The sequence below is a fragment of the Sporosarcina sp. CAU 1771 genome, assembly GCF_054482775.1.
Map to the genome: position 1 here is coordinate 206,366 of NZ_JBTLRN010000003.1, position 12,400 is coordinate 218,765.

Annotated in this window: 12 protein-coding genes; all 12 read left to right on the plus strand. The window is 38.6% G+C overall.

Translation table 11 applies throughout. The annotated features are described in order from the left end of the window. The first annotated feature begins 174 nt into the window (after positions 1–174). On the plus strand, positions 175–1,605 hold the full coding sequence (locus tag ACXYMX_RS05000; RefSeq protein ID WP_459043130.1) for a carbon starvation CstA family protein: 1,431 nt from the start codon (positions 175–177) through the stop codon (positions 1,603–1,605). Positions 1,606–2,115: 510 nt separating this feature from the next. Next, a complete protein-coding gene (locus tag ACXYMX_RS05005) occupies positions 2,116–3,138 on the plus strand; it encodes a hypothetical protein (protein ID WP_459043131.1) in 1,023 nt (340 codons plus the stop codon). Positions 3,139–3,278: 140 nt separating this feature from the next. Continuing rightward, positions 3,279–3,998, plus strand: coding sequence for a MerR family transcriptional regulator (locus ACXYMX_RS05010; protein ID WP_459043132.1), 720 nt, complete (start codon positions 3,279–3,281; stop codon positions 3,996–3,998). Positions 3,999–4,148: 150 nt separating this feature from the next. Continuing rightward, positions 4,149–4,346 carry a helix-turn-helix transcriptional regulator gene (locus tag ACXYMX_RS05015; RefSeq protein WP_459043133.1) on the plus strand — a complete coding sequence of 66 codons (198 nt, stop codon included), beginning with the start codon at positions 4,149–4,151 and terminating at the stop codon, positions 4,344–4,346. 3 nt (positions 4,347–4,349) lie between these two features. Beyond that, positions 4,350–4,799 carry a hypothetical protein gene (locus ACXYMX_RS05020; protein ID WP_459043134.1) on the plus strand — a complete coding sequence of 150 codons (450 nt, stop codon included), beginning with the start codon at positions 4,350–4,352 and terminating at the stop codon, positions 4,797–4,799. Positions 4,800–5,063: 264 nt separating this feature from the next. After that, a complete protein-coding gene (locus ACXYMX_RS05025; protein WP_459043135.1) occupies positions 5,064–5,846 on the plus strand; it encodes a DeoR/GlpR family DNA-binding transcription regulator in 783 nt (260 codons plus the stop codon). Between the two features lie 13 nt (positions 5,847–5,859). Further along, complete coding sequence (locus ACXYMX_RS05030; RefSeq protein ID WP_459043136.1) at positions 5,860–6,864, plus strand: histidinol phosphate phosphatase domain-containing protein; 1,005 nt, start codon at positions 5,860–5,862, stop codon at positions 6,862–6,864. 76 nt (positions 6,865–6,940) lie between these two features. Further along, on the plus strand, positions 6,941–7,474 hold the full coding sequence (locus ACXYMX_RS05035; RefSeq protein ID WP_459043137.1) for an MgtC/SapB family protein: 534 nt from the start codon (positions 6,941–6,943) through the stop codon (positions 7,472–7,474). Positions 7,475–7,530: 56 nt separating this feature from the next. Beyond that, positions 7,531–8,586 (plus strand): putative 2-aminoethylphosphonate ABC transporter substrate-binding protein, encoded by a 1,056-nt coding sequence (locus ACXYMX_RS05040; protein ID WP_459043138.1) that lies wholly within the window; start codon positions 7,531–7,533, stop codon positions 8,584–8,586. Between the two features lie 140 nt (positions 8,587–8,726). Then, positions 8,727–9,722: an ATP-binding cassette domain-containing protein gene (locus ACXYMX_RS05045; protein ID WP_459043139.1), complete on the plus strand. Its 996-nt coding sequence runs from the start codon at positions 8,727–8,729 to the stop codon at positions 9,720–9,722. Between the two features lie 70 nt (positions 9,723–9,792). After that, a complete protein-coding gene (locus ACXYMX_RS05050; protein ID WP_459043140.1) occupies positions 9,793–11,550 on the plus strand; it encodes a putative 2-aminoethylphosphonate ABC transporter permease subunit in 1,758 nt (585 codons plus the stop codon). A gap of 257 nt (positions 11,551–11,807) precedes the next feature. Beyond that, positions 11,808–12,341 carry an MgtC/SapB family protein gene (locus tag ACXYMX_RS05055; RefSeq protein WP_459043141.1) on the plus strand — a complete coding sequence of 178 codons (534 nt, stop codon included), beginning with the start codon at positions 11,808–11,810 and terminating at the stop codon, positions 12,339–12,341. Positions 12,342–12,400 lie beyond the last annotated feature (59 nt).

A 12,400-nucleotide genomic window follows, 5' to 3' on the forward strand; every position in this document is an offset into this window, starting at 1 on the left:
ATTACACGTTAATCAATTTTCTATACCTCTTGTTCGGCCAAACATACATGATACGCCAAAAAGGTCAATTTTCAGAAAACCTACTTTAGAATTAATGCATAGAGACAAATTAGGGCATATGTATGATTTGGTAATAAAGTAAGAATGGTTTAAAAAAGGGGTAGGGGTGTACAGATGATTACATTTTTTAGCGCTATAGCACTTTTAATTGTTGCCTATTTTACATACGGAAAAATTATCGAAAAGATTTTTGATCCGTCAGACGCAAGAAAGACACCAGCTTATGAAAACGCAGATGGTGTGGATTATGTTCCGATGGGTAAACAAAAGAACGCGTTAATTCAACTATTGAATATTGCTGGAACCGGTCCAATTTTTGGTCCGATTATGGGGGCATTGTTTGGTCCAGTCGCATTCATATGGATTGTAGTAGGCGCAATTTTTGCTGGTGGAGTACACGATTACTTAACAGGTATGATTTCCATCCGCAACAGAGGCGCTCATATTCCAGAGCTAGCGGGTAGGTTCTTAGGCAAGTTTTCTAGACATATTGTAAACGTTTTCGCGCTGTTGCTTCTTCTTCTCGTGGGAACTGTTTTTGTTACAACTCCAGCATCTTTATTGAGTATCGTTTTAAATGGTAAAGTTGCTTTGTGGATACTGATCGGTTTGATTTTCACGTATTATTTCTTCTCGACCATTTTGCCGATCGATAAGATTATTGGTAGAATATATCCATTCTTAGGTGCTCTACTTTTGATTGGAACAGTGGGCGTCGGAGTAATGTTGGTCTTCTCGGATTATACGATTCCAGAGTTAAGTTTAACAAATATGCATCCAGACAATTTACCAATTTTCCCGATTTTATTCTTTACAATTACATGTGGAGCTCTGTCAGGTTTCCATGCGACACAGTCACCAATTATTTCTAGAACAGTAGAAAAAGAATCACAAGGTCGCTATATTTTTTACGGCATGATGATTACTGAAGCAATTATCGCAATGATCTGGGCAGCTGCTGCAATGAGTATGCTTGATGGTCAAACACTAAGCGAATTTATCAAAACAGGCACGCCTTCATCTGTTGTAAATGAAGTATCCATGACATTGTTAGGTGCTGTAGGTGGAACAATTGCGGTACTAGGGGTTATTGTACTTCCGATTACTTCAGGAGATACAGCATTCCGAGCAGCTCGTTCAATCATCGCAGATTACTTAAAGATTGATCAGGCTAAAACAGTAAAGCGTCTAATGATTGCACTTCCATTGTTCGCAATCTCTGCTTTGCTAACTCAGATCGACTTTAACATCTTATGGAGATACTTTTCTTGGGCAAATCAAGCAACTGCAGCAATTGCATTGTGGATTGCTACGATGTATTTATTTATCAAAGGGAAGAACTACATCGTGTCACTAATTCCTGCGATATTTATCACTTATATGGTGTTTATCTACATCCTGAACGCCAAAATTGGTTTCAAGCTCGACTTGAATGTTTCCTATATCGTTGGATTGGTGCTAACCATTGTGTTAGTCATCCTCTTCTTCATCAAAGCGAAGCATAACAAAAGAAACAAAATAGAAACAGACATTATCGTCGATTAACTAATAGAAATGCCACTATCCTAGCGATGGTGGCATTTTTGATTGAACTAAACTGAAGTTATTTTGGAGAGCGGAGATTATTTGGTGAAGAGCGGACATTATCGAGTAAAGAGCGGACAATCCAGGCGATTGCCCGAACATCCGTAAAAAGAGCGGACATCTTCTGGCAAAGCGCTGACATTCTCGAGGAAAGAGCGGACAATCCAAGCGATTGCCCGAACATCCGTAAAAAGAGCGGACATCTTCTGGCAAAGCGCTGACATTATCGAGGAAAGCGCGGACAATCCAAGCGATTGCCCGGACATCGGTAAAAAGGGCGGACATCTTTAGCCAAAGCGCTGACATTATCGAAGAAAGCGCTGACATTCTCGAGGAAAGGGCGGACAATCCAAGCAATTGCGCGGACATCCGCAAAAAAAGAGAATCTGGTTGGGCAAGCTATAACTTAACCCCAACTTAACCTTCTGGGAATAGAATAAAGGAAATACAGTACAACGGAGGTCGATGAGGGTGAAAAAGTATATAGTCATTCTATCAACTTTTCTAGTAGCGGTTTTACTCGGTGGCTGCCTTTCTATTTCGCTTCCGGATAGAAACAAGTTGGAAGTTTCTCCTGAAGGAATCCAAGTAAAAGATGAAACTGAAAGTACGGATGATGATAATCAAGTTGAAGTCTCAAAACCCGTTGAAATAATACCAGAACTCGAAACAGAAGTTGATGGACCTGAAAATGGCGAAGCGGTCGAGTCGGATAACTTAGAAGAGGAAGAAGAGTTTCTGATTGACGAGGGATTTGGAGGATGTAGCGATGAATATTACCTTCTACTAAATCGACTTACAGAAGGGTTTCCGTTATCCCCATGTCCAGTGTTTTATTCGATTGAAGTGAACGCAAGTGATGACCAACGTACAATTTTTGCGAAATATGAAGTGGAACAAGGTGTTTACGAGCAATACGATTGGTTAAAAGCTTACTTTGAAGAAAAAGGCTATACGTTTGATTCAGATCGTGTACGCGGTGAATGGGCGAACTTAGTAGTAAGTGACAACCAAATGAATATGGAAGTGGAAATATCGATGGCGGAAGCAAATAATTATGAAAAAGCGATCGTTGAACTGACGTATTCTGAGTCACCGCCGAGAGTCTATCCTGTCGTCGAAGCACTTATTAATTGGGATGAACAAACTCAGAGCCATGGAAGTTGTCCGGATGAACATTATGTTCTAGTAGGGAACATGCTAGAAGGTTTTCCATTTAAGCCTTGTCTAGATGTCACTTTTTTACGTGTAGACTATGAAAACAATCAAAATAGCATGAGTGCAGTATATTCCACAGATGATGGAATTGCTGATTGGATCAGTGAAGACTATAAAGATTTCTTTACCACAAAGGGCATCACTAGTGAATCGATAAGAGACGGTGACGATGCAGACGTAATTGTAGTTGCGAGTGAAGGAAATATGGAGTTTTCGATGAAGCTGACGGATCGAGCGGATGGTCGTGTGGGAATCTATATTGACTATGTGAATTGATAAAACTAAATAAATGCTTGAAAAGCACAAAATCCGGATGTTATCGGCATATTGTGCTTTTTTCATTGAATTAAAAATAACGTTTGACTCTAACGTTACGTTATACTTTATAGTCATAAGTGAAGGGTGGGAATCCAAAGATGAAAGTGAAGGAAGTATCCAATCTAACTGGTGTAAGTGTGCGCACGCTTCATCACTATGACGAGATTGATTTATTAACGCCTGATCAAGTTACGGAAGCGGGATATCGGCTTTATTCAGATGAAAACTTGGCAACGTTGCAACAAATACTGTTTTTCCGTGAGCTTGGTTTTCCTTTGAAAAAAATTAAAGAACTACTTACTAGCCCTTCATTCGACAGACAAGTTGCTTTTGAAATCCAACGAAATATGTTGTTGGATAAACGGAAGCAGCTGGACGTTATGATTGAAACCATTGAAAAGACTATTCAACATGGAAGGGGGGAAATGGAAATGACAAATGAGGAGAAGTTTAAAGGGTTTGATTTCAGCGATAATCCGTATGAACAAGAAGCTCGAGAACGTTGGGGTGCAGAAGCGGTCCAGAAGTCAAAGAAGAATATTGAAAAGTTTGGCCCTGAGCTGGAAGAAGAAATGAATCGCATCTACTTTAGGTTAGCGGATGTCAGACATTTGGATCCTGCATCAACAGAAGCTCAAGTAGCGATAGGTGAATGGTTTACATTTCTCAATCGAATCGGAACGTATTCACTAGAAGCGTTTGCAGGACTTGGTCAGATGTATGTAGAAGACGAGCGATTTACAAAAAACATCGATAAATTTGGAGAAGGTCTAGCTAGGTTCATGAAAGACGCAATGCTGGTTTACGCAGAAAAATAGTCGGATAGTGATGAAGCCCGAAGAACAGCAGGATACAAATGCTGTTCTTTTTTTATAGTAGTAATGTCAAGTATACATTCCTATATGTCACATATAATTGACATAACGAACTATATATCATATAGTTGAACACAATGAGGGGGTTCCGTTATGGCCAGAAACTTACGTCTAAAAGCTGCACGTGCAACAAAGGATTTATCGCAAGCGAAGTTGGCGAATGCAGTTGGTGTAACACGCCAGACGATGAATGCGATTGAGAATGGGGATTATAACCCTTCATTAAATCTCTGTATTGCCATATGCAAAGCACTAAACCTTACATTGAATGATCTATTTTGGGAGGAATGAGCAATGAAAACTGAAGGATACGATGAATTTCAACAAGCAACTCAACATAAAATTGCCTTTCAAACATTACTAATTACTTTTGTCCTAATTATGCTAAATGGCTATACAAAACTTATCTACGGTGATTGGGCAGCAAATCCGATGATAGAAATGTTGGTAATGATCTATATCCCGGCTATGTATTTTACTCTTACATCCATTACTAAAAATGCGTACTTACGAAAGAAAGATCATCCCGTTGTATTTATAGTTCTAATGGGATTTGCTTTTATTCTGAGTAGCGCTTCAGTTATTTCGAGTGTTACTAGCGGAATGTTTCTACTTGTCGAGAATGGCCAACTTTCAGATCAATTAGGAAGTGTGTTTTTGACGATATTTGCTGGTAGCACAACGGCTGCTCTATTTATCCGAAGAGTTAGAAATAAGAAAATGTTAGAAAATGAGAATGACTGATTTCGGAAAAATAGTATACATAGATGTTAGGTACCTCCACGGCTGGGAAGCTATGGAGGTATTTGTTTGCAAAAAATAAAAAAATGAATTTATAGTGTGAAAGGCTGCTAGTAGTGTTTGTTTGTCTATCTATTACCGTGAAGCTGTATTCAAAAACCATCCAAACAACTATCGCGTGAATACAAATCAAAATGAAACATATGATGACTAGTGGAAGGACAAATATGTTTACCGTTGTTTGATAGGAAGGGGTTGTGGCTTTATATGAATCTACCAAAAGACGATAGAATGAAAGCGGTTACAAAGCACGTTTTGGATTCTGGGAAAGTTACGGTAGCAAAACTCGCATCTACGCTAGGAGTCACTCCCGAAACAATTCGTCGAGACTTGTCCGAGTTGGAACAAATTGAGGTAATTACTAGGATCCATGGAGGGGCCATTCCTTTTGTTCCAAATGCGAAAGAAATGGTGTTTCAACGAAAATTAGAAGTGAATAAAGATGCGAAAATTGCAATTGCGGTTCAGGCCGCTAAACGAATCGAAAATGGTGACTATATCGCTATTGATATAGGTACGACTACGGTTCATATTGCCGATGCGATAGAGGATGTACACGATGTCACAGTAATTACAAATTCCTTAGCGGCAACAGAGCGATTTAACTTGGCTTTGGAAGAAAAAAGAATGACGGGAAAAGTAATCATGCTAGGTGGCATTTCAAATCCTGAGCAGTTTGCGGTTTCTGGTGTATTTACACTCAATATGCTGGGTGATATGAAAATAGATAAGGTCTTTTTATCCTGTGGGGGGCTAACCGAAAAAGGTATTTATGATTATGATCTGGATGAATCTCTCATTTCATCAAAAATGATTGAGCAAAGTTCTGAAAAGATCTTATTAGTAGATTCTACAAAGGTAGGAGAAACTTCTTATTTTTCGATATGTCCGACTGAAGAAGTAAATGAGATTATCAGTGAACGGAGTTGTCCAATTGAATGGGAAACCATAATGAGGAAAAATGAAGTCGTGTGGACAACTGTTGAATGAAAGGAGATAAAAAATGCTAGTAGATTACCATGTTCATTTAGAAGAAGGCCCTTATACCTTTAGTTGGATGCAAAGGACAATCCAAGCCCTTGATGCATTTCAAAAGGATAGTCAAAGAGGAGTCGCCACAAGGAACAGGGCATTCAAGCAAGTTGAAAACTTAGATGAAAGAATGCAGCGAGGTTGTTTTAGTGAAGAGTGGCTGAATTTATATTTAAGAAAAGCAAAAGAAATCGGACTCAAAGAAGTGGGAATCGTAGATCATTTGTATCGTTTCAAAGAGACTGCAAGTTACTTTGAAAAGTATATGAATATAGACGAAGACGATGTTATTGGAACGGAACAACGAGCTTGGCTAACAATTGTCATGACAGAGGATATGGGGGCATTCACCGAATTTATAACTAGTCAAAAAGAGGTTTGGGCAAAGGAAGGCATTCAGTTAAGGCTTGGAATTGAGGCCGATTACTTTCCTGGTGGCGAAGAAGAATTGTCCAAGTTGCTAGAAGGGTATGAGTGGGATTACGTAATTGGGTCAGTCCATTTTGTCAAAGGCTGGGGATTCGATAATCCTAAAATGGTGGATGTGTATAGTGAGTGGGATGTAAAAGAGTTGTATACTCATTTTTTTGAAAGTGTAGAAAAAATGATTCGTTCCGGCCTTTTTGATTTTGTGGCACATCTGGATAACTTGAAAGTGTTTAATATTCGCGTAGACGATGAAGCCTTCAATCATTATTGGTACGAAAGAATAGGTCAGGCACTCGTCGATACAAACACAGCAACGGAAGTAAATGCAGGCCTTTACTATCGATATCCAGTAAAGGAAATGTGTCCAGGACCAGAGTTCCTTTCAATATTAGTTGAGAAAGGCGTTCAATTTACAACTTCTTCAGATTCGCATTACCCTGATGATTTAGGAAACTATACGGCTCAAAATGGAGAATTATTAAAAAAAATAGGGTTAACACATATCGCTACATTTCAAAATCGAGAGAGAATCATGAAAAAGTTATAAATTATTCAAGTAATTTAGTATACAAGAAAAAATACAGCAAGAATGGACTTTGGATTGTTCAAAGGAGTTGGTGTCAATGAGCCATCTTGGGCTCATCTATGAAGAGCAAATCGTTCAAAACCTTGAAGTCTATTTGAGGTTACTTGTTAGTGCACTTCTTGGAATGTTTATAGGGTGGGACAGAACCTCTAAAAATAAACCTGCCGGGTTAAAGACATTCACCTATGTATCTGTGTCATGTACTTTAATTACACTGGTCTCCATTTATAGTGCAGAGTTTTTTGGAGGGTCTAACTATAACAATCGAATGGACCCAATGCGTCTTGCAGCCCAAATAGTAACTGGACTCGGCTTTTTAGGGGCCGGTTTAATTATGAAGGATGGTTTACGTATCAAAGGGTTAACCAGTGCAGCCATGATCTTTTTTGCGGGAGGTGTGGGTATTGGCATAGGAGCAGGATTCTATGGTCTAGTGTTTTTCACAGTAATACTAACTTTTATTTTAGCAAAAGTTAGTCATTATATTGAACAAAAAGATGTACGCGCAAAAAGTAAAATGAAAACAAAGAATAAGAAGGATAAAGAATCGTCAAGTCCAACCATTTCATAGCTGAATGTAGGAGTTTTGAAAACGTATAAACACAATTATAGCTAGGAGGAGAAGGCGTGAAGCAGGTGAAAATGTCTTGGTTTTTCGTTTTTGTGGTCGTGTTGTTGTCAGTCATGCTAGCAAGTTGTGGAGGAGCCTCGGGTAAAAAGGGTAAAAAAGATACGATAACAGTTTATAGTTCGATGGAGTCTGATGAGCTACCTGAGTATATTAAAAGATTCAACGCAGCACATCCAGAAATTGAGGTGGATTTAGTTCGAGATTCTACGGGTGTTACTACTGCTAAACTAATTGCAGAAAAGGATAATCCTAGAGCAGATGTTATTTTTGGTGTAGCAGCAAGCAGTATTATGATTTTGGAAGAGTACGATTTACTAGCGGGATACAACCCGGAAGGCATTGATCGTTTAAGTAAACAGTTTAAAGATACAATAAATGATCCCGCCCTTTGGACAGGTGCAGATGCATATGTTGCAGCAATCGCTGTAAATACGGCGGAGCTAAAAAGATTAGGACTCGAAACACCTCAGTCGTACAAAGATTTATTGAAACCTGAATACAAAAACCATGTAATTATGTCAAATCCGGCCTCTTCAGGTACAGGGTATCTAACGGTTTCTTCATGGCTCCAAATTTTTGGAGAGGATGAGGGATGGAAGTTTATGGACGGTCTTCATGAAAACATAAATCAATACGTTCACTCAGGTTCTAAGCCGGCAAAAGACGTTGCTCGAGGTGAGTTCCCGATAGGTTTAACGTTTGAATACCCTATTGTACAAGAAATTGCAAAAGGCGCACCTGTGGAATTGATTTTGCCAACGGAGGGTTTGGGCTGGGAAATTGAGGCGAATGCGCTTGTAAATAAAAAAGAAATAAAAGCTGCTGCAAAGACATTCTTAGATTGGGCAATCAGTGATAACGCGCTAGAAGCTTATCACATGAATCATGGTGTGATTGGAGCGGACGTTGGGAGTTCGCCGCCGGAAGGCTACCCAGAGAACATCGAAGAACAAATGATAGAGAATGACTTTAGTTGGGCCGCAAAAAGTAGAGATTCAATTAATGAAAAGTGGATCGAGCGCTACGGATCAAAAGATGCACCTAAAGATTAAATTTCTAAAGGTAGAGTACAGAGCTTTTTAGTCTTCTACAGTGGAGGCATCATGAATTTCAAGGGGGTTCTTGATGCCTTCGCAAAGTAGAGAACTGTGTGTCTTGACGAAACTATGAATCTATAAGGGGTGAGTACCCAATGAGCTTTTTAGCAATAAAAGACGTGACTAAAACATTTGGTAAATTTACTGCGTTAAAAGATATTTGCTTTGATGTGGATGAGGGGGAGTTCGTCTGCTTAGTGGGACCTAGCGGATGTGGGAAAACAACATTGTTAAGAATAATAGCGGGCTTGGAGGAACCTGATATTGGCTCTAGTGTTCTTATGAGAAATAAAGATATTACTGACTATCCTCCCTCAAAAAGGGATTTTGGTATAGTGTTTCAATCCTACGCTTTGTTTCCAAATATGACAGCTGCGCAAAATATTGCCTATGGACTTAAAAACAATAAATTTAATAAAAATGAAATAAAAGAAAAAGTAAATGAATCACTTGCTCTTGTAAATTTGGAGCGAATCCAAAACTACTACCCATCGCAGATGTCAGGTGGTCAGCAACAGCGAATCGCTTTAGCTAGAGCGCTAGCCTTATCGCCAAGTTTTCTACTATTGGACGAACCTTTATCTGCACTCGATGCCAAAGTACGCGTCATGCTTCGAATGGAAATGCGAAGGCTTCAAGAAAGGTTAGGAATCACTACAATTATGGTTACACATGACCAGGAAGAAGCTTTGACAATGGGAGACCGAATTATTGTGATGAATGAAGCGGTAATCGAGCAAATTGGAACGCCGACTGAAGTGTATGAACAACCCAAAACGCCATTTGTAGCCGACTTTATTGGAACGGCTAATTTTATAAGAAATAAGGAATCGTATTGTGCGATACGACCTGAGCACGTAATGGTAAAAGAAGAGCAGACAGAGGGCTCGATAAAAGCAATTGTCGAAGCGGTGGAGTTTCGAGGATCTTCTATTCGGGTGTACTTAAATATTTTAGACCAGACGGATATGAAGACAGACCATGAATTTTTAATTGTGGATGTTTTAGCTGAAGAAATTGGACGGATGCGAATTGCAAAAGACAAAGTACTCTACATTAAGTTTAGAAAAGAAAGACTCCTCCAGTACTAAGTATAGAAATCTAATTTTATCGCGATAGTTGATCTGAGAATTCGAGGTGAAGGAGGATCTTATTGGTGTGATGAAAAAGAAGCGTAAAGCTCGACAGCAGATTGATAAAGCTGGAATCATACAAAGAATCGTTTTGGTACTGTTCGTAGTGGGATTGGTTATAGCCCTCGTATTACCGATGCTTGAATTAATATCAAAGGCAATTCATGATCGCAATGAGGAATTCATAGGACTATCAAATTTCATCGAATACTTTTCTACCCCATCATTAGTAAAATCGATGTTCAATACATTATTTATCGCAAGTTCGACAGGAATAATATCTGTAGCATTAGCCTTCTTTTTCGCATATGCAATTACACGCACACGAATTAAAGGGAAAGCATTTTTTCGATATATGATATTCCTGCCGTTATTCGCTCCAACAATGACTTATGGAATTGGTCTGATTAACTTATTCGGGAATAAAGGGATCATCACTACCGGATTTTTCGGCTTATTTGGAAGTGATTTTGGTCTTAATATTAACTTGTACGGTCCTGTTGGAATTATCATCTCAGAAGTGTTATATACGCTACCTCAAGCATTTCTATTGTTAAGTCTTTCGTTGGCAACAACGGATTATCGATTGTACGAAGCCGCAGACTCATTAGGCGCAGGTACAATTAAAAAGATCTTTACAGTGACACTTCCGAGCATAAAATACGCACTTTTTAGTGCTTTTATCATAGCCTTTATACTTAGCTTCACGGATTTTGGAGCGCCAGTAGTTGTTGGTGGACAATATAACGTTATGGCAACGGATATCTATCAACAAGTAGTAGGTCAATTTAACATGTCGATGGGTGCAACTGTAGGTCTAATATTGATAATCCCAGCAGTTTTTGCGTTTGTTGCGGATCGAATATTACAGAAAAAACAGGGTACCGTTATTACTGCGCAATCTGTCCCCTATAAAATTAAAGTAAACAAGATGCGTGATCGATTTTATTTCATTTATTGCGGTATCGTTGTAGGTGCAATCTTTCTCGTTATGGCGGCGGTGCTGATACCTGCACTAAGCAAATACTGGCCTTATGATCCGTCATTTACTCTGGATCACTTTAGTTTTAAAAGAGTTTCTACAGGTGGAATTCAACCTTATTTAAATAGTTTGTGGATTGCACTAATGACGGCAATCATAGGTACGATAATTGTGTTTTTAGGTGCATACATGATTGAAAAGTCAAGATTCATGAGGAAGACGCGCCAACTAGGCTACTTTTTATCGATACTACCTTTGGCGTTACCTGGTCTAGCTATTGGTTTAGCGTTTATATTCTTCTTTAATAAAACGGAGCTTTCAATCCCTTTTACGGATATTTATTTTTCAAACCCACTTCATTTCTTATACGGAACATTTTGGATATTGATACTAGCAAACATCATTCACTTTTTTTCGGTTAACTTTTTCACAGCTAATACGGCATTAAAAAAACTAGATAAGGAGTTTGAACCCGTATCAGAAACGATGGATGTTCCTTTTTATAAAACATTCACCAGGGTTACTGTACCTATGTCATTCGCTGCAATCGTAGAAATGTTTATCTATTTCTTTATCAATTCTATGACAACGATATCTGCTGTTATCTTCCTCTATACATCAGAAACGCAACCAGCTTCAGTAGCGATAGTAACGATGATGGACGAAGGAAATACAGAATCCGCAGCTGCAATGTCAATCATTATTATTCTAACGAATATCCTTGTTAGAGTTGCTTATGAGTTTTTCACCAGAAAGGTAAGGAAGAAAACAGAGAAATGGCAGTCGCCGGATAGTGGAAGGTGAATTGAGGCAAGTTTAGTTTGTTGAAACACATAAGAGAACATTCTAGACTGCTTTTACTCCAGTTATTATGGAAGTTAAAGCTGTCTTTTTTTATTGGATAGAAAAGCTATTTAGTGAAGGGCGAATCTATCTTTATTAGCTAAAGCGAAAGAATCTTGAAATTATTGTAAATAATGAGTTATAATTAGTAAGGCTGTCCAAAATGGAATTCTACATTTTGCGGCAGTCTTTATCTAACTCGGGGGGAGGGAACGCAAATGGAATACTTAGGGCTCATTTATGAGGAACAATTTGGCCAGAACCTTGAGGTATACGCAAGAATACTTATTAGTGCGTTACTTGGAATGTTTATAGGATGGGATAGAACTTCTAAAAACAAACCAGCCGGACTTAAAACGTTTACGTATGTAGCAGTTTCATGTACATTAATCACGCTTGTCTCGATTTATAGTGCAGAATTTTTTGGTGGTTCAAACTTTAATAATAGAATGGATCCTATGCGACTTGCAGCTCAAATTGTAACAGGACTCGGTTTTTTAGGTGCGGGTTTGATTATGAAGGACGGGTTAAGAGTTAAAGGTTTAACGAGTGCGGCGATGATCTTTTTTGCTGGTGGAGTTGGAATTGGAATAGGTGCAGGTTTTTACGGATTGGTCTTCTTCACGGTTGCGGTAACATTTATCTTAACGAAAATCAGTAACATGATTGAAAATAGAGAAAAGGATTTAAAGAAGAAAAAAAGATTGAAAGATTTGAAGAAGGAAGTAGAACAAATAAACGTTACTGAATAAGTAGTTCAGCCTCATACTAGTAAAAACTAGTTGAAGTTGAATGCTTATTGCATTTATAG

Excerpts from the sequence above, each read along its gene's own strand:
- ACXYMX_RS05035 (WP_459043137.1), top strand. The coding sequence starts at position 6,941 with ATGAGCCATCTTGGGCTCATCTATGAAGAGCAAATCGTTCAAAACCTT.
- ACXYMX_RS05015 (WP_459043133.1), top strand. The coding sequence starts at position 4,149 with ATGGCCAGAAACTTACGTCTAAAAGCTGCACGTGCAACAAAGGATTTA.
- ACXYMX_RS05050 (WP_459043140.1), top strand. The coding sequence starts at position 9,793 with ATGAAAAAGAAGCGTAAAGCTCGACAGCAGATTGATAAAGCTGGAATC.
- ACXYMX_RS05010 (WP_459043132.1), top strand. The coding sequence starts at position 3,279 with ATGAAAGTGAAGGAAGTATCCAATCTAACTGGTGTAAGTGTGCGCACG.
- ACXYMX_RS05030 (WP_459043136.1), top strand. The coding sequence starts at position 5,860 with ATGCTAGTAGATTACCATGTTCATTTAGAAGAAGGCCCTTATACCTTT.
- ACXYMX_RS05025 (WP_459043135.1), top strand. The coding sequence starts at position 5,064 with ATGAATCTACCAAAAGACGATAGAATGAAAGCGGTTACAAAGCACGTT.
- ACXYMX_RS05045 (WP_459043139.1), top strand. The coding sequence starts at position 8,727 with ATGAGCTTTTTAGCAATAAAAGACGTGACTAAAACATTTGGTAAATTT.
- ACXYMX_RS05020 (WP_459043134.1), top strand. The coding sequence starts at position 4,350 with ATGAAAACTGAAGGATACGATGAATTTCAACAAGCAACTCAACATAAA.
- ACXYMX_RS05055 (WP_459043141.1), top strand. The coding sequence starts at position 11,808 with ATGGAATACTTAGGGCTCATTTATGAGGAACAATTTGGCCAGAACCTT.
- ACXYMX_RS05000 (WP_459043130.1), top strand. The coding sequence starts at position 175 with ATGATTACATTTTTTAGCGCTATAGCACTTTTAATTGTTGCCTATTTT.